The sequence below is a fragment of the Ruegeria sp. CDSA077 genome, assembly GCF_059612265.1.
Genome location: NZ_JBXWQG010000006.1, coordinates 44,507 through 66,082 on the forward strand (window position 1 = coordinate 44,507; position 21,576 = coordinate 66,082).

Annotated in this window: 24 protein-coding genes; 12 read left to right on the forward strand and 12 right to left on the reverse strand. The window is 57.2% G+C overall.

All coding sequences use genetic code 11. The features are described from left to right. Positions 1–2: 2 nt before the first annotated feature. From AC2FLE_RS13155 to AC2FLE_RS13165, 3 genes are read right to left on the reverse strand one after another with little or no spacing between them, the layout of a single operon-like run. Positions 3–872: a phosphotransferase family protein gene (locus AC2FLE_RS13155; protein WP_496697550.1), complete on the reverse strand. Its 870-nt coding sequence runs from the start codon at positions 870–872 to the stop codon at positions 3–5. Between the two features lie 54 nt (positions 873–926). Beyond that, positions 927–1,592: a flagellar hook capping FlgD N-terminal domain-containing protein gene (locus AC2FLE_RS13160; protein WP_496697552.1), complete on the reverse strand. Its 666-nt coding sequence runs from the start codon at positions 1,590–1,592 to the stop codon at positions 927–929. A gap of 2 nt (positions 1,593–1,594) precedes the next feature. Further along, the gene (locus AC2FLE_RS13165; RefSeq protein WP_496697553.1) at positions 1,595–2,806 is read right to left on the reverse strand and encodes a flagellar hook-length control protein FliK; all 1,212 of its coding nucleotides are present in this window, start codon (positions 2,804–2,806) and stop codon (positions 1,595–1,597) included. A 112-nt stretch (positions 2,807–2,918) separates the two neighbouring features. Here AC2FLE_RS13165 and AC2FLE_RS13170 point away from each other — a divergent pair, with 112 nt between their 5' ends. The 6 genes from AC2FLE_RS13170 (at position 2,919) to AC2FLE_RS13195 (ending at position 6,638) form a co-directional block, all read left to right on the forward strand. Next, on the forward strand, positions 2,919–3,188 hold the full coding sequence (locus tag AC2FLE_RS13170) for a rod-binding protein (RefSeq protein ID WP_496697555.1): 270 nt from the start codon (positions 2,919–2,921) through the stop codon (positions 3,186–3,188). Next, positions 3,181–3,540 (forward strand): flagellar biosynthesis protein FlgN, encoded by a 360-nt coding sequence (locus AC2FLE_RS13175; RefSeq protein WP_496697556.1) that lies wholly within the window; start codon positions 3,181–3,183, stop codon positions 3,538–3,540. The genes AC2FLE_RS13170 and AC2FLE_RS13175 overlap by 8 nt, the downstream gene beginning before the upstream one ends. A gap of 209 nt (positions 3,541–3,749) precedes the next feature. Beyond that, positions 3,750–4,997, forward strand: coding sequence for a flagellin N-terminal helical domain-containing protein (locus tag AC2FLE_RS13180; RefSeq protein WP_496692542.1), 1,248 nt, complete (start codon positions 3,750–3,752; stop codon positions 4,995–4,997). 77 nt (positions 4,998–5,074) lie between these two features. Further along, positions 5,075–5,449 (forward strand): flagellar biosynthesis regulator FlaF, encoded by a 375-nt coding sequence (gene flaF / locus AC2FLE_RS13185; protein WP_271949611.1) that lies wholly within the window; start codon positions 5,075–5,077, stop codon positions 5,447–5,449. Next, positions 5,449–5,850: a flagellar biosynthesis repressor FlbT gene (flbT, locus tag AC2FLE_RS13190; protein WP_271949613.1), complete on the forward strand. Its 402-nt coding sequence runs from the start codon at positions 5,449–5,451 to the stop codon at positions 5,848–5,850. The genes flaF and flbT overlap by 1 nt, the downstream gene beginning before the upstream one ends. Continuing rightward, positions 5,847–6,638, forward strand: coding sequence for a DUF1217 domain-containing protein (locus tag AC2FLE_RS13195; protein ID WP_496697559.1), 792 nt, complete (start codon positions 5,847–5,849; stop codon positions 6,636–6,638). Before flbT ends, AC2FLE_RS13195 begins: the two co-directional genes overlap by 4 nt. A gap of 61 nt (positions 6,639–6,699) precedes the next feature. Here AC2FLE_RS13195 and AC2FLE_RS13200 read toward each other — a convergent pair whose 3' ends face one another. The 3 genes from AC2FLE_RS13200 to AC2FLE_RS13210 form a co-directional block, all read right to left on the reverse strand. Further along, positions 6,700–8,271, reverse strand: a complete 1,572-nt coding sequence (locus tag AC2FLE_RS13200; RefSeq protein WP_496697561.1) for a DUF427 domain-containing protein — start codon at positions 8,269–8,271, stop codon at positions 6,700–6,702. An 82-nt stretch (positions 8,272–8,353) separates the two neighbouring features. After that, positions 8,354–9,055: a winged helix-turn-helix domain-containing protein gene (locus tag AC2FLE_RS13205; protein ID WP_496689945.1), complete on the reverse strand. Its 702-nt coding sequence runs from the start codon at positions 9,053–9,055 to the stop codon at positions 8,354–8,356. Continuing rightward, positions 9,027–9,314 carry a hypothetical protein gene (locus AC2FLE_RS13210; protein ID WP_142637145.1) on the reverse strand — a complete coding sequence of 96 codons (288 nt, stop codon included), beginning with the start codon at positions 9,312–9,314 and terminating at the stop codon, positions 9,027–9,029. The genes AC2FLE_RS13205 and AC2FLE_RS13210 overlap by 29 nt, the downstream gene beginning before the upstream one ends. A 175-nt stretch (positions 9,315–9,489) precedes the next feature. Between AC2FLE_RS13210 and AC2FLE_RS13215 the strand changes: the two genes are divergently transcribed. The 4 genes from AC2FLE_RS13215 to AC2FLE_RS13230 all read left to right on the forward strand — a co-directional run bounded on the left by AC2FLE_RS13215 (position 9,490) and on the right by AC2FLE_RS13230 (position 13,443). Then, positions 9,490–9,978: a hypothetical protein gene (locus tag AC2FLE_RS13215; protein WP_496692539.1), complete on the forward strand. Its 489-nt coding sequence runs from the start codon at positions 9,490–9,492 to the stop codon at positions 9,976–9,978. A 109-nt stretch (positions 9,979–10,087) separates the two neighbouring features. Then, entirely contained in the window at positions 10,088–10,705 is a 618-nt protein-coding gene (gene rnhB / locus AC2FLE_RS13220) for a ribonuclease HII (RefSeq protein WP_496697563.1), read from the forward strand. Between the two features lie 106 nt (positions 10,706–10,811). Continuing rightward, complete coding sequence (locus tag AC2FLE_RS13225; protein WP_142637139.1) at positions 10,812–11,915, forward strand: site-specific DNA-methyltransferase; 1,104 nt, start codon at positions 10,812–10,814, stop codon at positions 11,913–11,915. A 145-nt stretch (positions 11,916–12,060) separates the two neighbouring features. After that, positions 12,061–13,443, forward strand: a complete 1,383-nt coding sequence (locus AC2FLE_RS13230; RefSeq protein WP_496697565.1) for an adenylate/guanylate cyclase domain-containing protein — start codon at positions 12,061–12,063, stop codon at positions 13,441–13,443. Positions 13,444–13,527: 84 nt separating this feature from the next. Here AC2FLE_RS13230 and AC2FLE_RS13235 read toward each other — a convergent pair whose 3' ends face one another. Together AC2FLE_RS13235 and mutY are read right to left on the reverse strand one after the other, a co-directional pair. After that, a complete protein-coding gene (locus AC2FLE_RS13235) occupies positions 13,528–14,664 on the reverse strand; it encodes an alkane 1-monooxygenase (protein WP_496697567.1) in 1,137 nt (378 codons plus the stop codon). A gap of 58 nt (positions 14,665–14,722) precedes the next feature. Then, positions 14,723–15,778 carry an A/G-specific adenine glycosylase gene (mutY, locus tag AC2FLE_RS13240; protein ID WP_496697569.1) on the reverse strand — a complete coding sequence of 352 codons (1,056 nt, stop codon included), beginning with the start codon at positions 15,776–15,778 and terminating at the stop codon, positions 14,723–14,725. Between the two features lie 81 nt (positions 15,779–15,859). Here mutY and AC2FLE_RS13245 point away from each other — a divergent pair, with 81 nt between their 5' ends. Both AC2FLE_RS13245 and AC2FLE_RS13250 read left to right on the forward strand, forming a co-directional pair. Then, entirely contained in the window at positions 15,860–16,366 is a 507-nt protein-coding gene (locus AC2FLE_RS13245) for a DUF721 domain-containing protein (protein WP_496677841.1), read from the forward strand. Positions 16,367–16,380: 14 nt separating this feature from the next. Then, positions 16,381–17,043 (forward strand): DsbA family protein, encoded by a 663-nt coding sequence (locus AC2FLE_RS13250; RefSeq protein ID WP_496697571.1) that lies wholly within the window; start codon positions 16,381–16,383, stop codon positions 17,041–17,043. A gap of 36 nt (positions 17,044–17,079) precedes the next feature. On the opposite strand, the gene lpxK is transcribed toward AC2FLE_RS13250, so the two are convergent. The 4 genes from lpxK to AC2FLE_RS13270 are packed head-to-tail and all read right to left on the reverse strand — an operon-like array spanning position 17,080 to position 21,430. After that, positions 17,080–18,078: a tetraacyldisaccharide 4'-kinase gene (gene lpxK / locus AC2FLE_RS13255; protein ID WP_496697572.1), complete on the reverse strand. Its 999-nt coding sequence runs from the start codon at positions 18,076–18,078 to the stop codon at positions 17,080–17,082. Further along, the gene (locus AC2FLE_RS13260; protein ID WP_496697573.1) at positions 18,065–19,300 is read right to left on the reverse strand and encodes a 3-deoxy-D-manno-octulosonic acid transferase; all 1,236 of its coding nucleotides are present in this window, start codon (positions 19,298–19,300) and stop codon (positions 18,065–18,067) included. Before AC2FLE_RS13260 ends, lpxK begins: the two co-directional genes overlap by 14 nt. After that, positions 19,297–20,097 (reverse strand): inositol monophosphatase family protein, encoded by an 801-nt coding sequence (locus AC2FLE_RS13265; RefSeq protein ID WP_496697575.1) that lies wholly within the window; start codon positions 20,095–20,097, stop codon positions 19,297–19,299. The genes AC2FLE_RS13260 and AC2FLE_RS13265 overlap by 4 nt, the downstream gene beginning before the upstream one ends. Then, positions 20,084–21,430: a TldD/PmbA family protein gene (locus AC2FLE_RS13270; protein ID WP_496697576.1), complete on the reverse strand. Its 1,347-nt coding sequence runs from the start codon at positions 21,428–21,430 to the stop codon at positions 20,084–20,086. Before AC2FLE_RS13270 ends, AC2FLE_RS13265 begins: the two co-directional genes overlap by 14 nt. Positions 21,431–21,576 lie beyond the last annotated feature (146 nt).

Here is a 21,576-nt window from a genome sequence, read left to right on the forward strand (position 1 = left end):
ATTCACAAAGCGGCCAGTTCCAGCTCGAGCCCTTGTTCATAATCTGGTGCCCCATGTTCTGCGCGCCATAGGCAGTAGGCCGCCATCCTCCACCCGTACCAGCGGCGTAAAGACCGGTAGCGGTTTACGGTTTCCTGCCGGTCATACGCCGAAAGAAAGGACTTTTGCTCTTCAGCGGTCAAAACCGCACCTCTGTAAAGATATTGCATGGCGGGTGACATGAACAGCGCAAGGTCCTCGCAAGGATCACCAACGGCTGGGCATTGCCAGTCAATCAGCGTCAGACCAGAGGATGCGACGAGGATGTTTCCCGCCACCGGGTCGCCGTGAATCAGGCAAGTATGATCCGACCGCAAAATATGATGCTGTGGTTGCATCTTTTCCAGCTGAGCCCGTCGATCCGATGTGCACATCGCCAGAATGCTTTGACCATGTTCGGCCAGATCTGCGCTACCGTTTTTACCGGTGGGTGCGTTCTCTATGTTTGGGTTGAGCGAATGCAGGCGGTGCAGCAACCGAGCCACTGGGGCCGGGTCAGACCGCCAGGGGGTGCCCTGTGCGTGGTCGTAGAACACCCAATATCCGTTGTCATGTTGTCCCGTTGCCCGCAATCGCGGCACAACCCCAGAAGAAGCCAGTGCCCGCAGACAGGCGGCCTCCAATGCGGGATCGTTGCGAAACAATGGGTTTTCCAGGTCCGAGCGGTACAGTTTCAATACTTGATCATTGTCGTCGCCCAGCACCTTCCACACCCGGTTTGTCCTGCCACCATACAGAGTTTCGAACTGTGCCCCAGCGCTGGCAAATCCGAGCCTGACAAGTTGAGCAACAAGGTCGCGCGGTGGGGACGGTATTTGAGGCAGGGAGATCACCAATCAGTCAACGAGTCGGGCATTGCCTTGGTTTCGCCTGTCGTTAACCGTAGATCAAGCTCCTGTTCGCACCGCAGTGACTATTCCTGCTGGCACCACCTCTCCGCCAGCGAGCGTCAGCAACACTGCATCAGTGCCCACCTGCGCCTCGAGCACCTGATTATAAGCTGCGGCGATGCGTTCAGACAGCAGTTCATCGCCGTCATAACTTTCCATTGTTGCGGTATAATTTCCTGTCGGTAACGGGGTGCCGTCGTCATCGGTTCCGGCCCAGACAAACTCAGATTCCGTTGTAGCAACGGCGATGCGCTCAACGATTTCGTCGGACTCGTTGCGGATCACCATATAGGCGCTGTCCGCCCCGGGGTCGGCTTGCGCATACAGCGTTTCTGGTGAACCGTCGAAATGAAAGGCCGAGGCGGTTCGCACATCCATCCCGACCCAGCTGGCAAGCTCTTCAAGGTTGACGCTACCAAGTGAATAGGCAAGCGCAGTAAGCAGATCGTTGGTTTGAACCTGCTGTTCGACCATCGAGAATTGAGCAAGCTGTGAGGCGTATTCCGATGAGTCCAGCGGCTCCAGCGGGTCTTGGTTGCGGGCCTGGGCGGTCAGCATCAGAAGGAAGGTTTCAAAATCCGAGGCCAGGCCGGATGTTCCAGATTGCGCCGAAGATTGGGTCTGTGTGGCGGTAGCGCCTGTATTCTGTGTGGGCGTGATCATGCTCAAAGCCTCATATCAACGCGGCCACTATGGCCGATCCGGGTTAAGACCGGCTCGCTGGCCTGATCCATTTCGGTCTGGGTTGTATTCAGACCGGAATCTGCGTGTCTATCCGCGCTTTCGGACTGGCCGTCTGACGAACCACCCAGATTGAAAGACAGATCGCCAAGCCCGAGGTTTTTGAACTCAGCCTCAAGAACCGAAAGATGTCGCCTCATCATTTCCAGAGTTTCCGGCCGCTCGGCTGCGATCGTCATCTGCAACCCGTCGTCCCGGCCATTCATGACGATTGAGATCTTGCCCAGCTCTTCCGGGTTCAAGGTCAGTTCAATCGTGCCGGATTGTGGTCTTGCATGTATCGCAGCGGCCATCTGCCCCGCGATTGCCCGCGCCGTTTCTGCCCGTGCTGAGGTTAAAAAGTGCTGATGGCTTGCCGACGTATCCCGTGCCGTTGAAAATGGCTGGCTTTCGCGCGCGGGCAGAATCCCCTCGGCGTCCGGGTCTGATACCAAATCAACGTCCTGCACCTTGGCAGACGCCATCAGTTGCATTTGAACAAATGTCGGAACGGATTGTGTTGTTGGCGGTGAACCGATGGCTATGGGAGCCTGAGCCGCATCGGGTGTATCTCGCGAAACCAGCTTTAGTTCTGGCACTTCGGGTTTTCCGGGCGCAGAATCCGAGGGTATCGACGCCTTGGTCCGATAGCCCTTTGCAATAGTGGTTTGCGGCAGATTGTGTTCCGGTTTTTGCTGTGCGGTTTTCGCCTGCAACAAAGCCGAAACCTCAGATCGGGCGTGCTGCGCCGCGTTTCCAAGCGCATCCCCCCGAGGATCGGGGGTCGCATTGTTTGGCGCTGCGAGTATTACGGCCTTGTCAGGTTCGGGCAGCGATGCCGGCGTTTCCTCAGGTGCCATCTCTTCGTCCTGCGCCGGCGCGCGGGTGGGCGGGTCAGTTACAGGTTTTTCCGACAGGTTGGTCGTAAGATCAACAGAGTCTTCTTCGACCACATCCTCTTCAACCCGCACCTCGGCATTAATGGTCAGTTCGGGCACGTCCTCATTCAAGCTGTCACCTTCGGAACGCTGCAATTCTTGCTCCATTACCTCAGCAAAGGTGTCAGCCCCTTCCGAGATTGGGTGCCCCTTGGCGGCAGTTTCAGATTTTGCGGCGCTCGCGGTCGAGGATGTGGACAATATAAGAGGGTTGGGCATTTTGCTCCGGCTCCGGTTTGCGTAACCAGGAATTTGCCCGCAGGAAGTTACGTTTATTTTAACCGCTTTCATCTTTGATCCAGAAAGTTCGATGCAATTTTTGGAGAAAGCTATGAAGCTATCTGGTATTCCAGCGCCGCAGCCCTTGTCTGTTGAGCAAAAGCTGAAAGATGCTGCGGTAGAGCTTGAGGCGGCGTTCCTGTCTGAAATGCTTAAGTCCGCAGGTCTGGGCGAATCCCGAGATTCGTTCGGCGGCGGTGCGGGTGAAGACCAGTTTTCATCGTTTCTTGTTCAGCAGCAGGCACTGCAGCTTGCCAGGTCCGGCGGTGTTGGCCTGTCCGAAATCCTGTTTCAGTCCATGATGGAGAATACCAATGCCTAACAAGTCTGAACATGACCTGATCAAATCTCTTGAAGAAATTCTGGACCTTGAACGCAACGCATTGGTGAACGGGGATCTGGATCGGTTGAATCACATGGCCCCGGAAAAGGAAAATCTGATCGGTGCGATCAATGATCTTGAGGTGATTGATAGTGATGAACTGATTGGGGTTCAAAAGAAAGTCGACCGGAATCAGGCTCTGCTGAACAGCGCGGCCGAAGGGATTCGGGCGGTTGCCGGGCGCATGGCTGAACTGCGCCGAGTGCGTCAGGAATTCAGTACTTATAGAGCGGATGGGCAACGCAGCGATTTTGCCGTTCGCAGTCACGCAAAGCTGGAAAAGCGGGCCTAGCACGAGGATTGAATCAAATCCGAACTTTCAGATTTTCGAGTCTTAGCACTCCGTTAGGAGATCGGCGCCAAAGGTGATCCTGCATCTGGAAAACTCAGGTGGCGCGAACAGCCCGTCGGCGGGTCGCAGTGATCAGAAAGACGTCAAAGCCCGCACATGTTGCGGGGTAAGCAAGGGCGAAAAAGCCCGAACGGAAAAGGAAGAAAGCTATGTCTAGCATTCTGACCAACAATGGCGCCATGGTTGCGCTGCAAACCCTGAAATCGGTCAACAAGAACCTGGCGCAGACCCAGAACGCGATTTCAACTGGTAAGGACGTCGCCACAGCCAAGGACAATTCAGCCGTCTGGGCGATTTCCAAAGTCATGGAGTCGGACGTTAAGGGGTTCAACGCCATCAAAGACAGTTTGGCACTGGGTGAATCGACCGTTGCGGTGGCCCGGAATGCGTCCGAGACAGTCACTGACCTGCTGTCCCAGATGAAAGAGAAGATCGTTGCGGCACAGGAAGACAACGTTGACCGCGGCAAAATCAATGACGACGTGACTGCTCTTAAAGATCAGATCGCATCGGTGGTTGGAGCGGCGCAGTTTAACGGGCTTAACCTGGTTGACGGTTCGGCGGGTACAGCCTCGATCCTGTCGTCTCTGGATCGTGACTCCAGTGGCAACGTAACCGCATCTTCGATTTCGGTGGCCTCGCAGAACCTGTCCACAGGTGGGTATGCCAGCAAAGGTGTTCTGGCCGGCTCGGACAACGTCACAACCGACAATGACGCCGCGGGCTTCACGATGGACAAAGCTGGTGGAACCGGCGACATCGTGGTGGACAGTTCAACGGACAACTTTGCTGCTGGTGACAAGATCTCGATCACTATTGGTGACAAGGTTGCGTCCTACACGGTGCAAGCTGCTGATCTGGACCCATCTGGAACATATGATGCCGCTTATACGGATGCCATTGTTGCCGTTGGCCTGAAAAATCAGATCGATTCCCTGGGGATCACGGGCGTCGCAATCGACTATGACTCGGCCAACCCGGGCACTTTGACATTTGTAACCGGTGCTGCGACGGCTGGCGCCGACGCTGATCGGGACGTTACTGTCTCGGCGCAGTTCACCAATGCCAATGCAGGTGGCCTGGGGGCGTTGGCTTCGATTGATGTATCGACAGATGCTGGTGCTCAGGCGGCGCTGGGTACTATCGAGACCTTGATCGACACGTCCATTGATGCATCTGCGGCGTTCGGTTCGTCTCAGGGCCGGATCGAAACGCAGAAAGAATTCATCTCGAATCTTTCCGACTCGTTCAAGTCCGGTATCGGAGCGCTGGTTGACGCCGATATGGAAGAAACCTCAGCCCGTCTGCAGGCCCTGCAGGTACAGCAGCAACTGGCAACGCAGTCGTTGTCGATTGCCAACCAGGCGCCGCAGTCGATCCTGTCGCTGTTCCGCTAAGTTCAGGACCCTGGCCGGGGCGTGGAAACGCGCCCCGGCTTTGACCGCCGTAAGACGGCCTTTTGGAAGGATTTCAAGTGACACCGCAAACTCTTGCACAACGCGCCTATGCGCAGACCGCTGCTCCGACGCGCACACCGCGTGATACGGAATATGAGGCGATTTCCAAGATCACGCATCGGTTGAAGGCTGCGGCCGCGCGGCACAAAACCGACTTTGGAGCGTTTGTTCAGGCTTTGCATGAAAACCGGAGGCTTTGGTCTGTGTTGGCAAACGGGGTAGCCGATTCCGATAACGCCTTGCCGAATGACCTTCGCGCCCGGATTTTCTATCTAGCTGAGTTCACCGAACAGCACAGCAGCCAGATACTCAGCAATAAGGCTTCGGTAGAGCCCCTTCTGGAAATAAACATGGCCGTTCTTAAAGGCCTTCGGCAAATGGGTGCGAACTGATGGCGGGTTTGGTATTGAAGCTTGCCCCAAAAGAACGGGTGCTGATTAATGGTGTAGTTGTGGAAAACGGCGATCGTAGAAGTCGGTTTTCAATCATGACACCACAGGCAAATGTCCTGCGTTTGCGCGATGCGATACATCCTGACGAGGTGAACACACCCGTTCGCAGAGTGTGCTATGCGACGCAACTGGTTCTATCTGGAGACATGGAAGCTGAAAGCGCCCGCCAACAACTGCTACGTCGGGTGGAAGAGTTGAGCCAAGTGTTTACGGATGCGGACAGCCGCAGAGTTTTGGCCGAGGCAACAGAAGCCTTGTTGGCCGAGCAGTATTACAAATGCCTTAAATCCCTGCGTGCTCTGCTACCGCGAGAAGAGCGCCTCATGGCCTACCAGCAATGACCTTTCAGCCGGTCATACCCTCAGGTGGCATTGTTGGCTGGCGGTTCCTTCAGCGCACCTACGAAGGCCAGTTGAACAGCTTTTCCTCTTCGTCGGTCAATGAGCGTGAGGCGACGTATTTCCGGGAAAACATCGGCAAGGTTCAGACGGCTGAAGATCTGGTTTCTGACCGCCGGCTGCTACAGGTTGCCTTGGGCGCATTTGGTCTGGAGGGCGACATCGACAACCGCTATTTCATCCAGAAAATCCTGTCAGATGGAACGAGCGCAGATGATGCTTTGTCCAATCGCCTATCTGACAAAAGATACCGTGAATTCTCTGAGGCATTTGGACTGGGCCCTGGCGAAATTCGAAGAACCATTCTTTCGACATTTATGGAGGATATTGCCCGGGACAACGTGACCTCGCACTTTGAGGTCGCCGTGGGTGAACAGGACGAGACAATGCGCATATCCCTCTATGCAAAACATGCGCTGGCTGAGTTGGCATCGCAAGACAGCAGTGGTGACACGAAATGGTTCGACTTGATGGGCCTTCCGCCGTTGCGAAAGATGATGGAGACGGCGCTTGGGTTGCCCTCAAGCTTTGGTCAGTTGGACATCGACAAGCAGCTTGAGGTGTTCAAGGATAGGTTGTCGAACCTGACTGGATCTGACGATTTAGCGCAGTTCGCGGATGAAGAGGCGATCGGGGATTTGACCGACAGATACCTTGCGCGCAGTCAGATCGCGCAGCTTCAAAGCACAATTTCCCCGGCCCAAACCGCGTTGCTTCTGCTGGGCGGATAGTCCTACGTCAATCGCAAGATGTCTCTATATCAAACGCTGGCGCTCTAAGTTTCTACCACAACTAGCCGTTCAGAATCGCGTCCGCCGAGGTTTTGAGCGCGTATGAGCACACGGGTTGTGACACGTTGTGCAGCTTGACCTCTCCAAGTGGCAAAGCGTCTGTACAGGCCGGCACGATGTCTTTGGTAACAACGATCCTGTGATTCACGATCTTGCTGTATTCCCCAAGCCGTGCGGCGACGTTTGCCGCTTGTCCGATGACGGTGAAGTCTAACCGTTCGCGCGACCCGATATTGCCGTAAGTTACGCGCCCATAAGCGACACCAATCGAACAGTCGCAATGCATGTCCGACCCGGACTTGCGCAGCTCTCCAAGCCTTTCAACGATTCCAACTGCTGATCGCTGCGCGTTTTCGCGGGCTAAGGTAGAATCTTCGCCTGCCGGGAATACTGCAAGAACAGCGTCCCCGATGAATTTTAGAACTTCACCACCGTTTTCGTCGACGATGTCCGAGACCGTTTCAAAGAAGTCATTCAGCAGATTGATATAGGCGGCGCGGCCCAACTTTTCTTCCAACAGGGTAGAATTGCGCAAGTCGCAGAACATGATGGCTGCATCAATCTCATCCCCGTCGCCACGACGGATTTCTCCGCCCAGGACACGCGCGCCGGTCCGCTTTCCGACATAGGTTTCCAGCAATACCTGGGCGTTTTCGCGCTGCATGAAGACTTCGTAGAACCGGGCAATCACCGAGGAGCATTCGAACACCAGCCCAAGATTGGCCGTTGTGAACCCGTCGGGGTGATCGCAAGTCAGCGTCAAGACATTGGTGCGCCCGTCGGAAAATGGCAGGGGCATCGCGACATAGTCAGTCGCCCCTTTGGCGCGCAGGTCTTCCATGATTGGAAAGCTGTGCTGAGGGTTCTCGTCATTCAGCCTTTGGCGCACGCCGCCCATACCGTTGGACACGTGGCGCAGAGGGCTGTTGATATAGGCGGGGTGGTCGTGGATTTCATAGGTGGGCACATTGGTCGAAATCTCGGCTTCACCCTTTTCCCAAATATAGTGTTTGCCCGCGATCAACGGATGTAGGGACCAGGCAAGGATACTGAGGCGCTGAATGGCAATTCCATGTTCCAGCATCTTCTCGGCCAGCGCTTTGGTGAATGCTTCGGGCGTGCTGAGATCACTGGCCCCCCGCATCAGCCAATCAATCAACGGCCCGCTGATATTGCCGTCTTCCGGGTTGCGCAGGTTGTTTTCACCCAGCTCAATCCGCGTATATGCGGTGGGCATAAAGCCGATATGGCCCTGGATCGCGGCGCTTTCGGGCAGGGCATTCTCGTAAGCCCAGACGGAGTTGGTCAATCGTTGATCCGCCATAACGACATCGTGGTAAGTGGCGGTGCCCTTGAACGGGCAGAATGTCTGAAGTTCGGTCTCATCGCTGAGATCGACATGTACATCCTGACGGGGGATGTAGATCATCGGCGGCAACCGAGTTTCGTACATTACCTTGGCATCAAAGCTTTCAGCCAGAAGGATCTCATCCCGGTAGATTGCGATACGGCCGACAAGTGGTTCGACCGAGATCCCATAGCCTTTGATATTTGGAGTCACGTGAACGTTCATAATCATCCTCCCTGGCACGGGTCTTTATAGGATGGGCGTTTGATCCGTGTTTTCCAAGGGGCAGAGCAGGATTTTCCCAATATCAAATCATCTGAATGACGTCTTTTTCTATCGACAACATATAGCCTTTTTTAGCGATGTTCTTGACCAGCAACTCGCTGACCATCTGATTGCCCAAAGCATCGCGCAGGCGCTTGATCCGCGTCGCGCCAGCAGCCTCGTCACAATCAGCTGTGCTTTTGCCGGAAATCATCGCCTCGATCTGAATGCCGGATAGAACCTCGTCATCCAACCGGGATTCGGCAAGAACTGACAGGGTTTCCATCGCCGACGCAGTCAGTTTGAAATCCATGTTATTGAGATAGACGGTATTCTCTTCCCGGCTGATCAAAAGTGAAGTGACCTGAATCCCAGTGCGCTCAATCTGTGCCATGCGTCGGTTCAACAGCACCAGCATGACCAGAAACACCAGCGCAGCAATCAGCATTGCAGTGGCGAAAACCAGCAAAACAAAGATAACCATGCGGTAACTGGACAATGTATCGGCAAAGGCAGTGCCGGACTGGGCCAGAATCTCGAGTAGGCGAATCTCGGTCTGCGAGGTCAGATCACTCTCGACGAACAGACGTTCGACGCGGGCATTGAACGCGTTTGCATCTGGCAATGTCCACAACAGAAAGGCGGCAGAGGCCACAAGTATGACAACGATTACCGTGATGCCCGCGCCAACCAACCTGACGCCCGAGCGCCGTGCCTCAGTAACGGAGATAGAATTTTCCGGCATTGGCCTTCCTTTTATCCAACCCTTCCGGTCCAAAAACGGACATGACGTTCAGCAGGGTCCAGCCCGAGCCGCGCAGCCGTTGCGCGACCTCTTTTTTGGCTTTTCCTTTTCCGCAGGACGAAACCTGCATGACGCCATAATGCAGGCGCAACGGATTGTCCTGCTTGGCCTTGTAATCGGCATAGCAGTCCGCTGCTGACGCCATGGAGCCAAGCGATATCAGGGCCCCGATGGCCAGAGAAGAGAGGATCTGTTTCATAGGCTGCATCCTGCGCATGGCTTTGGTTGATATTCAATAACGCAAAGGGGTTTCGCGGTCTGATATCGGATAACAAAACGGCGTTATTGCTTGTCTGAAAGGGACGCCGCCAATGTCAGGTCATCGAATTTACGGACTGTCATCACGTCCACCGAGTACCCGAAAGGACAGCACCATGCATAAGAAATTCATCGCTCTGATCATCGCCTCTGCAGTCGCAATCACCGGCGTTTCTGCATCCCAGGCCCGTGCCGCTGATGCAGAAGATATTCTTGGCGGGCTGGCGGCGATTGCCTTGATTGGCGCTGCCATCCATCATTTTGACAAGCAAGGCGACAGCAAAAAGGTTACCCGCAACTACAACCACGTGTATCAAGCCCCCAAACAGCACATCCAGAGGACCCCCAGGCATCGGCCGAACCATGTCCGTCCCTTGCCCGAGCGCGTTGCGCGCTATAGTCTGCCGCAACGGTGCCTGGAAACCTTCAAGGGCTATGGCAAAAAGCGCCCGCTTCTGGGGACGCGCTGCTTGGATAAGCACTACAAATACGCCAATAGCCTGCCCAAAAAGTGCAAGGTCGGTTTCTGGAATGGCAATAAAGTCAAGCGGGCCTATGAACCCGCCTGCCTGCGCCAACAGGGATACCGCGTCGTTTACAAGTAATACGGTTCGAGCAGGAGTGGTGCCTTAGAAGCATCACGTCGGAGAGGGCAGCGATTGCTGTCCTCTCTTTTTTCTTGCGCAATGGGGGAAAACAGGATTTTCCCAAAACATGACTACACCAGATTATGAGATTGAAAAAGCCGCTCTTGCGCAGGGATATCTGCGGATTGCCGGTGTCGATGAGGTTGGCCGAGGTCCACTGGCCGGTCCTGTTGTGGCGGCGGCGGTGGTCCTGAACCCCGCGGAAATTCCCCAAGGTCTGAACGATTCAAAGAAACTCTCGGCCAAGCGCCGGGCCGCATTGGATACTGCCCTGCGTGGCTGCGCCGAATTCGCGGTGGCCGAGGCTTCGGTGGTCGAGATAGATGAACACAACATCTTGCGTGCCTCGCATCTGGCGATGGAGCGCGCGGTGGCGGCGCTGGATCCCCCCCCGGATTATCTGTTGATCGACGGAAATATGATTCCGCGCGGACTGGCCATTCCGGCGCAGGCAGTGGTCAAAGGCGATGCCCATTCCGTGTCGATCGCCGCAGCTTCGATCCTTGCCAAAAACTGGCGCGATCAACTGATGGTGGATTTGGCGCAACAGCATCCGGGATACGGCTGGGAGACAAATGCCGGTTATCCGTCAAAACAACACAAGGATGCGCTGCGAAATCTTGGTGTGACCCCTCACCATAGAGTTTCGTTCAAGCCCGTCCACAATATGTTGTATCAAGAGTAAATCGTAAGCCGCTGATTCAAAAAAGAAATTGACGGCGAATCGTCTTTGACTCATCCTTGTCTCAACCAAATGAGCGCATAAGCGCCGTGGAACTTGAGGCAGCGATATGACAACGACCACCAAAAAGGGCGCGACAGCGCTCCCTGTAAACACGATTCTATCCGGGGACTGCATCGAAGTGATGAACAGTCTGCCCGAGGCATCGGTTGACCTGATTTTTGCCGATCCCCCATATAACCTGCAGTTGAAAGGGCAACTGCACCGCCCCGATAACAGCCAAGTGGATGCAGTCGATGATCACTGGGACCAGTTTTCCAGCTTTGGCGTCTACGACCAGTTCACGCGGGAATGGCTGAAGGCGGCCCATCGCCTGCTGAAGCCCAATGGCGCGATCTGGGTGATTGGATCGTATCACAACATTTTCCGCGTTGGGTCTGCGTTGCAGGATGCTGGGTATTGGATCCTCAACGATGTAGTTTGGCGCAAATCGAACCCGATGCCGAATTTCCGTGGCAAGCGGTTCACCAATGCGCATGAGACAATGATCTGGGCCTCCAAGCGTGAAGGGGCGAAATACACCTTCAACTATGAGGCACTGAAAGCGTTGAACGAAGGCGTCCAGATGCGCAGCGACTGGGTGCTGCCGATCTGCACTGGCCATGAACGGCTCAAGGATGAAAACGGCGACAAGGCGCATCCGACGCAGAAACCGGAATCATTGCTGCACCGCGTGCTGGTTGGATCAACCAATCCGGGTGACGTTATTCTGGACCCGTTCTTTGGCACCGGGACTACGGGGGCCGTGGCCAAGATGCTGGGTCGCGAATTCATCGGGATCGAGCGCGAAGAAAGTTATCGCAAAGTGGCTGAAAAGCGCATCGCGAAAGTGCGTAAATTCGACCGCGAGGCGCTGGAGGTCAGCGCCAGCAAACGCGCCGAGCCACGCGTGCCCTTTGGCCAGTTGGTCGAGCGAGGCATGCTACGCCCGGGCGAGGAACTCTATTCCATGAACCAGCGTCACAAGGCCAAGGTCCGCGCCGATGGGACACTGGTGGGGCAAAATATCAAGGGTTCGATCCATCAGGTTGGCGCCCATCTCGAGAATGCGCCCTCCTGCAACGGCTGGACCTACTGGTGCTTCAAGCGCGACGGCAAAACCGTGCCGATCGACGTCTTGCGTCAGCAGATCCGGTCCGAGATGCACAACTGATAGACCAATACCGCCGGTGCCTGTGGCCTGACACAAGGCACTAAGCCTTGCCCCGCCGATCAACGGCGGGGTCTTTTGTTTCTTTCCCTGATGAGTTCCGATATGAGCCTAATGAAGCAATCGGCGCAGTGTAGGAGCTTTCGCAATGTCGGACACAGCAGCCAGCGAACCTCGGGCTAGGCGGTTCTTTTTCACCCGTCCGAACGAAGTAGAAATCGAGAATAAATACACCGAAGCTGCGCTGGAACGGCACAAGCGCGAGGGGCTGGAGCTTGCTGTCCGGGCCCGCTGGATCGCAATGGGTCTGACTGGCCTTTTGCTGATATACCTGAACCCGCATTGGGAGGTCCTTTGGTATCATTTCATCCTTTTGCTGATTTGCGCAAATGGTTGGATGATCCGACGGGCAGGCCGTGTGGGGCAATCTCGGACAGAGCTGCTACTAATCTTTGTTGACCTTTTGATTATGACTTTGGGAATGATCATTCCCAACCCGTTCAGCGATGATGTGCGCCCATTGGCAATGCAATTCCGGTTTGACAACTTTCAGTATTTCTTCGTCATTCTTGCAGCAGGAACCATGGCCTATTCCTGGCGCACGGTGATTGCCATAGGCACATGGACTGCAATAATCTGGACTACCGGATGGGTGATCGCCTGGTGGGTTGCGTTTCCGATTCCCGGCATAAGTGAGAAAGTGGCCGAGGCCTTGCAGGGGTATCCGGATGTAGCCGAGATGTTGGATCCAAATAGTTTCAGATCTTCGATCCGAATCCAGCAAGTGATTGTGTTCTTGATGGTGGCGGTGACGCTGGGCGTGTCGATGCGGCGGCTCAATCATTTGCTGATGACCAATGCTGGGTTGGAACGGGAACGAGCGAACCTGTCGCGATATTTCTCACCAAATGTGGTGGAGGAACTGAGCCAAAATGATGATCCGCTCAAACAGGTGCGAAAAGAGAATGTCGCAGTGCTCTTCATCGATATTGTGGGGTTCACCAAATATGCGGCGGGTCGTGATCCTTATGACGTGATCGAGGTGCTGCGTGGATTTCACGCCAGGATGGAGGCCGAAGTGTTCCGCCATCATGGGACATTGGACAAGTACTTGGGCGATGGTCTTATGGCAACTTTCGGGACCCCGGTGACGACACCGTTGGATGCGACCAACGCGGTATCCTGCGCGCGCGGCATGGTGACTGTGATTGACCGGTGGAACATAGAACGTAGACGTGCCGGAGAGCCCGAGATTCATGTTGGCATCGGTGTCCATTATGGCTCGGTTGTTCTGGGGGATATTGGCGCCAACCGTCTGGAATTTGCTGTGATCGGTGATGCGGTAAATGTCGCTGCGAAACTTGAGGCAATGACTCGCGAGCTGCAGGCCCGGATCGTGCTGAGTGATGCGGTGCGCCTGCAGCTTGAGCAGGAAGGGAGCAGTGCCTCCGAACTGACAGCCGAATTTACCGAAAACAAGAGCCACCCTGTGCGCGGTGTTGAATACCCTATGGATATCTGGGTGATGTAGCTTAAGGCTCTCTCGTCGATGGACCATGCATCAAAGACGCAGGGCCAGTCGTTGGGCCGGGCAGCGCGCCGAGGCACGCTGCGGTCAGGACCCTGGCATCGGGTTTTGTGACTTGTTGTAGGGTTGCCAGTCTGTGACTTCGGGGTAGTACCGGCGGCGCCAATCCCGCACACGGGGGTTCATGACACGCCGCCAGAGCGGTGGGATCATCGCGGCGATCGTCATCACTGGGTATCCGTAGGGCAGTTGCGGTGCGGTGTTCTGATCGTGATGTTGAAGCAGTGGAAATCGACGGTTGGGTTTGTAGTGATGGTCCGAGTGGCGCTGTAGATTGATCAGCAGCCAGTTCGACGCTTTTTGCGACGCGTTCCACGAATGACAGGGCAGGACGTGTTCGTACTTCCCCTGGCCCAGATATTTTCGGGTCAGCCCGTAATGTTCGACATAGTTCACCAGTTCAAGCTGCCAGATGGCGACGCCGGCCTGAATCAGAAACAGGACAAGGCCGGACCATCCGCCAATCAAACCTGCCAACGCCAGCAAGCCGCCCTGTAATATCCAATACCGCCAGAACGGGTTTGTGCGGTCCGTCCAGGGGCGGTCCTTGCGCGCCAGTTTCTCGCGCTCGGCATGAAAGGCGGAGGCCAGACATTGCCACAGAACACGCGGATAGAAGCGATGAAAGCCTTCGTTGTACCGTGCTGTTACCGGATCGCGCGGGGTTCCGACATAGCGGTGGTGAACCAGCAAATGTTCGGACCGGAAGTGCGAGTACAAGACCATGGCCAGCAGGATGTCGCCAAGCCCGCGCTCCAGCCGGCCCTTCTGGTGCATCAGTTCGTGGCTGTAGTTGATCCCAATCGTCCCCGACACCACACCCATGCCAAAGAACAGGCCGATCTTTTCTGGTGAAGACAGGTGAGAGCTGTGCGTCACATACCAAAGCAGCCCGTAAAGGGTCAGGAACTGTACCGGAACCCAGGCTTTGGTCAGCAGGATATACCAGCGCAACATGCTGTCCGGCGTCTCTGGGTCCGCATTTTCGAGGTCGAGCCCGGTGAGCTGATCCAGCGCGGCAAATATCCACCATGTTGAAAGCGGCACCAGCAAGACCCACCAGCCACCCACAAAGGCCGTGGCCCAAATCAATGGAATCAGCAAAAACGAGACCCAGAATGGAAGGGTGGATTGCCAGCGAGTCAATGTTTCAGATGCGATCATCAAAAGCTCCGGTCGACGCGGGACAGACTATCCGCAGGTCGTGTTTCAGCATAATGTGTTACTGGTTGCGCCAGAGGTCAAATGCCTTGCGCATGACCGTCGGCAGATCGCTAGGCCGAAAGGCATGTTTATCAAGCAAGATCACGTCCTCCGGTGCCGCAACGGGCGGTAAAGAGGTTGCCCAAACCTGCAGGATCAGGTGGAAATGCGTGAACGTGTGGCGCACTTCGCCCGGTAGAACGCGCCAGTCCGCCGCAAATGGCGCGGTGTCAGACGGCGCATCGGACCATTCGGATCCCGGCCATCCCAGCATACCGCCCAAAAGCCCTTTGTCTGGGCGGCGTTCAAGCAACATCGCCCCGTCCGCTGTCTGGGTGATGTAGACATGGCCATAACGTGTGGGTTTTGGCTTTTTCGGTGTTTTGCGGGGCAGATCGGCCTGGGTACCCGCAGCGCGGGAGCGGCAACGCGTGCGCATTGGACATATCCCGCATGCCGGGGATCTTGGGGTGCAGACAGTCGCACCCAGATCCATCACGGCCTGCGCATAGTCGCCCGGACGCACCGCTGGGGTCAATGCAGCTGCCCGTTGCTTGAGTTGTGGTTTTGACCCCGGCAGCGGATCGTGAATGTCGTATAGGCGGGCCATGACACGTTCGACATTGCCGTCCAACACGGTTTCCGGACGATCAAAGGCAATGGCTGCAATCGCGGCGGCTGTATACGGGCCTATGCCCGGCAGGTTCAGCAGCTCATCGTGTGAGTCGGGAAAACAGCCATCATGACTTTCAGCCACAACGCGCGCGCATTTCAGCAGATTGCGGGCGCGGGCATAATATCCCAGACCGGCCCATTCCCCCATGACCTGCTCGTCAGGCGCTGCGGCCAGTGATTCAACTGTCGGCCACCGGGATGTGAACCGCAGGAAATAGTCGCGCACCGCTGCCACAGTTGTCTGCTGTAGCATGACTTCGGACAGCCAAACCCGATAGGGGTCAGGACGCATTCCGGAAGACCTATCGGCAGGACCAATGCGCCATGGCATTTCACGAGCATTGCGGTCGTACCAGGCCAGCAACTCATCGCTGAAGTCAATTTCGTGGGTGTCACGCAAGTTTTACATATCTCCTTGTCGGGTTTCGCTGGCGCCCGGTGTTCTGCCCTTTACAATAGAGAGACAGGAGTTGGAAACCAGATGCAGCCCAGACGTTCTTCGACACGCGGATTTAAACGTACTGCGACATTGCTGAACGGCCAGATCAGGCGCGCCGGGGAAAGCCGGGGATTCGCCGTTTCACGCCTGTTGACCCATTGGGCCGAGATCGTGGGGCAGGATGTGGCCTCGATCGCGCGGCCGGTTAACGTGGGCTATGGCAAGGGCGGTATGGGGGCCACGCTGACGGTGCTGACCACCGGCCCGCAGGCGCCGATGCTGGAAATGCAGAAGGAACAGCTGCGCGGTAAGGTGAATGCGGTCTATGGCTATAATGCGATTAGTCGGGTGCGCATCACCCAGACGGCTCCTACAGGATTTGCCGAGGGGCAGGCCAGCTTCGACCACAAGCCGAAACAGGTGAAACCCACAATCGAACCAGAAATTGCAGCCGAGGCAGATCGGGCTGCGCAGGGCGTCCATGATGGCGATCTGCGTACAGCCCTTGAACGTCTGGGCCGTAACGTTTTATCCAAGCAAAAACGCTGAGAAAGGGCTGATTCATGAGCCGTATTGCAATCGGAATCTGCGCGGCTGTCGCCATAGCCGCAGGTGGCTGTTGGCTGTCGCTGTCAAATTCCTCTCCGTCCAACCCGCTGGTCAGCAGCGCCGAGGCACAACAGGCCGATCTGGACACTTCGACCATCATCGAAATGGTGCAAGGGTCCGCGGACGCGCCCGTCGAGATCATCGAATATGCGTCCTATACCTGTCCGCATTGCGCGAGTTTTCATCAGGGGCCGCTGAAGAAAATCAAAAAGGACTACATCGACACCGGCAAGGTCAAGTTTACCTACCGCGAAGTGTATTTTGACAAATACGGACTTTGGGCCTCGATGGTCGCGCGCTGCGGCGGCCCCGAGAAGTTCTTCGGCATCTCCGACTTGATCTACAAGGATCAGGCTGAATGGACCCGTGCCGGTGGACCTGCGGAGATCGTGGATGAACTGCGCAAGATCGGACGTTTAGCTGGGATCAGCAATGACCAGCTTGATGCTTGCCTGCAGGACGGAAATCGTGCGCAGACCTTGGTGGCCTGGTATCAGGAGAACGCAGAACGCGACGACATCAGAGCAACCCCATCCTTTATTGTGAACGGCAAGAAGGTCGACAATCAGTCTTACGAAGAATTCAAAAAGCTGATCGACGCTGAACTGGGCAGCTAAATCCAAACACGACCGGCCTGTCAGGGCCGGTCGTCTTCAGGGCGCGGGCGCGACCTGCAGTAGCAACTGTTTGACCCGGTCGCCCTCGTCCATATTCAGCCGGACGGGCAGGGTGATGACCTTGCTGCGAAACGCGGCTGGCAGACGAACCGCATCTTTTTCCGTTGTGACCATCTGAGCGCCCAGCAGGCGCGCTTCATTCTCTAGCCGTGTCATCAGGGCCGGTGTCAGGGGCTGGTGATCGTCCAGCGCCTCGGCCCGCAGCAGGGTGGCGCCCTGTTGGCGCAGGGTGGCAAAGAACTTCTCCGGATGGCCGATACCGGCAAAGGCCAGAACTGGCGTGTCGGTCCATTCCATTCCGGTCTGCAGCGGCTCGACCGCGCCGGTGGCATGCGGAACCGTCAGCATGTCGCCCCAGCGGGCGGCGAACCTTGTCTGCGCGTCTGTGCCGCCCAGCGACAGCACCAGATCGGCCCGTTGCTGCCCCACATCGACCGGTTCCCGCAGTGGACCCGCAGGCAGGCACAATCCGTTGCCGAACCCCCGCTCGGCATCCACTACGATGACCGAGAAATCCTTGGCGACCGAGGGGTTCTGAAACCCGTCATCCAACAGGATTACCGTTGCCCCGGCCTGGGCAGCGGCTTTTGCGCCAGCGGCGCGGTCCTTGGCCACCCAGACATCCGCAAATGCGGCCAGCAGCAGCGGTTCATCCCCGACTTCTGCCGCCGTATGTTTGCCAGGATCGACGCGCACAGGTCCTGTCAGTGCGCCGCCGTGGCCTCGGGTGACAACATGGGTCTGATGCCACGCGTCCCGCAGCTGTTCGATCATCCAGATCACGGTTGGTGTTTTGCCGGTCCCGCCTGCATTCAGGTTTCCAATGCAGATAACGGGGAGGCCTGGGTTGAAACCTGTTTCCGAGGCCAGCCTGCGGGCTGTCGCCGCCGCATAAACCCGTCCCAACGGGGACAGCAGCCGGGCCCTGAGGTCCAACTGATCCGGAGCGGTGTTCCAAAAGTCAGGTGCCCGCATCGTCGGTGCTCCGTTCGTCCAGATAGTCCTGTACCAGTTCGATCAGCTGATCTGATTGCGGCGCGCCGTCGGTCACGATCTGCCAGCCTGCTAAAGCCATATCCGCCGCGCGGTCAGGCGCAAGTAACTCTACCACGGCATCCCCAAGTTCGGTTGCGGTTCTGACCGTCAAAGCGGCGCCTGCCTGGTCCAACTGATCGTAGGCTGTCTGATGCTGGTCAACATGTGGGCCGTGTATGACAGCCGATCCCAGGGCGGTCGCACCAAACGGATCCTGTCCCCCGTCGCCCCGTTCGAGCGAGTTGCCGATAAAGGACACTGCCGAAACACGGTACCACAAGCCCAAATCCTCTGGGTCCGAGGACAAGACGACCTGTGTGGTATCTTCAATCATGCCGCCATCGTCCCAGTTGATGCAGCGCAAGTCCATGGCTTCGAGCCGCCGGTGCAGTGGGGCGGCTTCCTGTATGTCGGCGACATGCAGGATTAAGGTCAACCGGGGCAGCATCCGCATGGCCTGACGGTGGGCGCTGAGGACCGAGATGAACTCTTTATCCTTCACCCAGGCCGCAAGCCAGATGGGTCTGCTTGAAAAGGCGTGATTGGTTTCGATCAGTTCGTCTTCGGGCCACGGAGAAGGGTTCGGACTTATCAGCAGAGGAGGCGCCTCGCTGACCTTGGTGAAGGCGATTCCCAGTTTGCGGATCTGCCGGGCCGTTTCGTTGCTGGTAGCCAGAATTCGTTGAAAGCAATCGAGAGTGTACCGGCTGATATCGGGCAGCCACCGGGTCCCACGCGCGGTGTTCAGGTCGATTTCAGCTTCGATCAGGATCAACGGCACTTCGCGCTCGTGGGCACGGGTAATCACATTGGGCATCAGCCCGCCGCCAACCCAAATGCCAATATTCGGACGCCAATAGTCCAGAAACACCCGCGCGGCGCCGGTTTGTTCCGAAGGTAGGTTCACAAGAATGTATTTCGCGCAGTCCCACTGACTCAGGTCCGCTTCGGGTGGGGCCGACAGGACAACCGACAGGCCCGGGCGCGACTGCAGCAGCCTGTGGCAGAAATCCATCATCGCGCGAAGGCGACCCGGATTGGCGATGTGAATCCAGATCAGATCTCCTGATGGTCGGGGCACATAGGGTTGGTCCCCGTTGCCGGGTACGCCCCACGAAAGCACGCGATAGGCCGCCAGACTAAGGGATCGCGGTTTGCTCATGGCGCAATGCCCGCACTGTCTGGGTCAATCTGATCCGCCAGTTGCCGGTGCAATGGCGGGTTTGCCGCGATGACACCATTCAGGCGCGGATGTGGGTTGTTAAAGCGCAGTGGGGCGCCAAGCCGGTCCGTACATATGCCACCTGCCTCTTGGACGATCAAATCCCCTGCGGCGATGTCCCATTCCCAGCTGGGGCGCAGTGTCAACATTCCGTCAAAGCGACCCTGCCCGACCAATGCCAACCGATAGGCAAGCGACGGGCGATAGTTTCGACGGAATTGAGGAACCCGGCCCTCACACCAGTGCCGGCTGTCCAGATTGGGTTTTGCGGCCAGGATCTCGGCCGTCGTGATGTCTTGGGTGTCTGATACGACAATCGGCGCGCCGTTTAGTGTGGCCCCTTGGCCCTTGGCCGCCGCATACAACAGGTCACGCAAGGGCAGGTAAATGACCGCCGCCGTCACCTGACCATGTTCCGCCACAGCCAGGGAATGCGCCCAGGTCGAGGAACCTTCGGTGAAGCTGCGGGTGCCGTCGATCGGGTCAATGATAAAAACCCGGTCCCGGGACAGGCGATGCTGGGTGTCCTCGGTCTCTTCGCTGAGCCAGCCGTAACCCGGTCGCGCAGAGGGCAATCGCTGTTCGAGCATCGCGTTCACGGCCAGATCAGCCTCGGTTACCGGGCCTGCACCATCGGGCTTATCCCAGCGTTGTGCTTTTGCCCCGGAATACCGTGTTGCGATCTTTCCAGACTCGCGCGCGGCGTCAATCAGCAGGGGCAGGTCAGTTGCCGGCAAGTGTCATTCCCTCGATCAGCAACGATGGGACCACACGCGACAAATAGGGGCGGGCGTCATTCGCCGGAATAATCCGCAGAAGCATATCGAGCAGATTTCCGGCGATGGTGCATTCGTTGACCGGATGGGTGATCTCTCCGTTTTCGACCCAAAAGCCCGAAGCCCCACGAGAGTAATCCCCTGTATTGGGGTTGATGGTCGATCCGATCATCGACGTTACCAACAATCCTGTTCCCATATCGCGCAGCAGCTCTGCGCGGCTGTGCTCGCCCTGTGTCAGGCTCAGGTTCCAGTTGCTGGGCGACGGAGGCCCGGACACGCCGCGTGTCGCGTTCCCGGTCGAGGCCATCTCAAGCTTGCGCGCGCTGGACAGGTCCAATGTCCAGCCGGTCAGTACACCGTTTTCGATGATCGCGCGGCGTTGCGTGGGCAGGCCTTCGGCATCAAAGGGGCGCGACCCGGACATGCGCGGGCGATAGGGGTCTTCGATCAGCGAGAGATGTTCGGGCAGAACCTGTTGTCCTAGGCTATCCGACAACCAGGACGAGCCGCGCGCGATGGATGTGCCGTTGCTGGCGCCCAGAAGATGCCCGATCAGCGACGAGGAAATCCGTTCATCGAACAGAACCGGATAGACGCCTGTTGCAGGCTGGCGCGCGCCGACCTGTGCCACTGCACGTTCGCCTGCGGTCCGGCCAATCTCGTCCGGGCTGCGCAAATCGCTTTGGAAGGTGCGGCTGTCGCCGTCGTAATCCCGCTCCATCCCGGTGCCCCGGCCCGAGATTGCCACGCAGGAGGTCGACCGGCTGCTGCGCTCATACCCGCCGGAAAAGCCGTTGGTGGCGGCCAGATGCACGCGGTGGGTGCCATAGGCGGCTGCGGCATCCGACACTTGTGTGACACCGTCGACCGTAAGCGCCGCGGATTCCGCCGCCAGAGCGTCCTGCAAAAGGTCTTCGGCCGTGGGTTCCGGTGCGGGATCGCGCAGTTCCAGCGCCTGAATATCCCAATCCCGGATCAGCTGGTCCTCATTCGCCAGACCGGTAAACGGGTCTTCGGGCGCTTCGCGGGCCATGGCAACGGCGCGTTCGGCCATGGCTGTCAGAGTTTCGGACCGGCTGTCGGAACTGGAGACGATGGCCTGACGCTTGCCCAGAAACACCCGCAGCCCCAGATCGGTGCCCTCGGACCGCTCGGCGGCCTCAAGCGCGCCAGAGCGTACCTCTACCGAGACCGAAGACTCGTCCAGCACAATGGCATCCGCGGCCTCGGCCCCGGCCTTACGAGCCGCATCCAGCAGGTGTTGGCTGATCTCTTCGGGTGTGCGCATCATGTGGCCTCCGGTCTTGCTTCTTTGGACCTATCGTCCGCCCGTCCGTCCCGCAAGACCTGCGGTCATTTTCGGGGGTTTGCAGAAAGGCCAGAAAGGCGAATTTCGCATGTGGCTGCAATAATTCCTCTGTTTTGTCCGTAGCCGTA

What these genes read in the sequence shown, in the direction of transcription:
- AC2FLE_RS13160 (WP_496697552.1), bottom strand. Translation starts at nt 1,592, where the DNA reads ATGATCACGCCCACACAGAATACAGGCGCTACCGCCACACAGACCCAA.
- AC2FLE_RS13165 (WP_496697553.1), bottom strand. Translation starts at nt 2,806, where the DNA reads ATGCCCAACCCTCTTATATTGTCCACATCCTCGACCGCGAGCGCCGCA.
- AC2FLE_RS13170 (WP_496697555.1), top strand. Translation starts at nt 2,919, where the DNA reads ATGAAGCTATCTGGTATTCCAGCGCCGCAGCCCTTGTCTGTTGAGCAA.
- AC2FLE_RS13175 (WP_496697556.1), top strand. Translation starts at nt 3,181, where the DNA reads ATGCCTAACAAGTCTGAACATGACCTGATCAAATCTCTTGAAGAAATT.
- AC2FLE_RS13180 (WP_496692542.1), top strand. Translation starts at nt 3,750, where the DNA reads ATGTCTAGCATTCTGACCAACAATGGCGCCATGGTTGCGCTGCAAACC.
- flbT (WP_271949613.1), top strand. Translation starts at nt 5,449, where the DNA reads ATGGCGGGTTTGGTATTGAAGCTTGCCCCAAAAGAACGGGTGCTGATT.
- AC2FLE_RS13195 (WP_496697559.1), top strand. Translation starts at nt 5,847, where the DNA reads ATGACCTTTCAGCCGGTCATACCCTCAGGTGGCATTGTTGGCTGGCGG.
- AC2FLE_RS13200 (WP_496697561.1), bottom strand. Translation starts at nt 8,271, where the DNA reads ATGAACGTTCACGTGACTCCAAATATCAAAGGCTATGGGATCTCGGTC.
- AC2FLE_RS13205 (WP_496689945.1), bottom strand. Translation starts at nt 9,055, where the DNA reads ATGCCGGAAAATTCTATCTCCGTTACTGAGGCACGGCGCTCGGGCGTC.
- AC2FLE_RS13210 (WP_142637145.1), bottom strand. Translation starts at nt 9,314, where the DNA reads ATGAAACAGATCCTCTCTTCTCTGGCCATCGGGGCCCTGATATCGCTT.
- AC2FLE_RS13215 (WP_496692539.1), top strand. Translation starts at nt 9,490, where the DNA reads ATGCATAAGAAATTCATCGCTCTGATCATCGCCTCTGCAGTCGCAATC.
- rnhB (WP_496697563.1), top strand. Translation starts at nt 10,088, where the DNA reads ATGACTACACCAGATTATGAGATTGAAAAAGCCGCTCTTGCGCAGGGA.
- AC2FLE_RS13225 (WP_142637139.1), top strand. Translation starts at nt 10,812, where the DNA reads ATGACAACGACCACCAAAAAGGGCGCGACAGCGCTCCCTGTAAACACG.
- AC2FLE_RS13230 (WP_496697565.1), top strand. Translation starts at nt 12,061, where the DNA reads ATGTCGGACACAGCAGCCAGCGAACCTCGGGCTAGGCGGTTCTTTTTC.
- AC2FLE_RS13235 (WP_496697567.1), bottom strand. Translation starts at nt 14,664, where the DNA reads ATGATCGCATCTGAAACATTGACTCGCTGGCAATCCACCCTTCCATTC.
- AC2FLE_RS13245 (WP_496677841.1), top strand. Translation starts at nt 15,860, where the DNA reads ATGCAGCCCAGACGTTCTTCGACACGCGGATTTAAACGTACTGCGACA.
- AC2FLE_RS13250 (WP_496697571.1), top strand. Translation starts at nt 16,381, where the DNA reads ATGAGCCGTATTGCAATCGGAATCTGCGCGGCTGTCGCCATAGCCGCA.
- lpxK (WP_496697572.1), bottom strand. Translation starts at nt 18,078, where the DNA reads ATGCGGGCACCTGACTTTTGGAACACCGCTCCGGATCAGTTGGACCTC.
- AC2FLE_RS13260 (WP_496697573.1), bottom strand. Translation starts at nt 19,300, where the DNA reads ATGAGCAAACCGCGATCCCTTAGTCTGGCGGCCTATCGCGTGCTTTCG.
- AC2FLE_RS13270 (WP_496697576.1), bottom strand. Translation starts at nt 21,430, where the DNA reads ATGATGCGCACACCCGAAGAGATCAGCCAACACCTGCTGGATGCGGCT.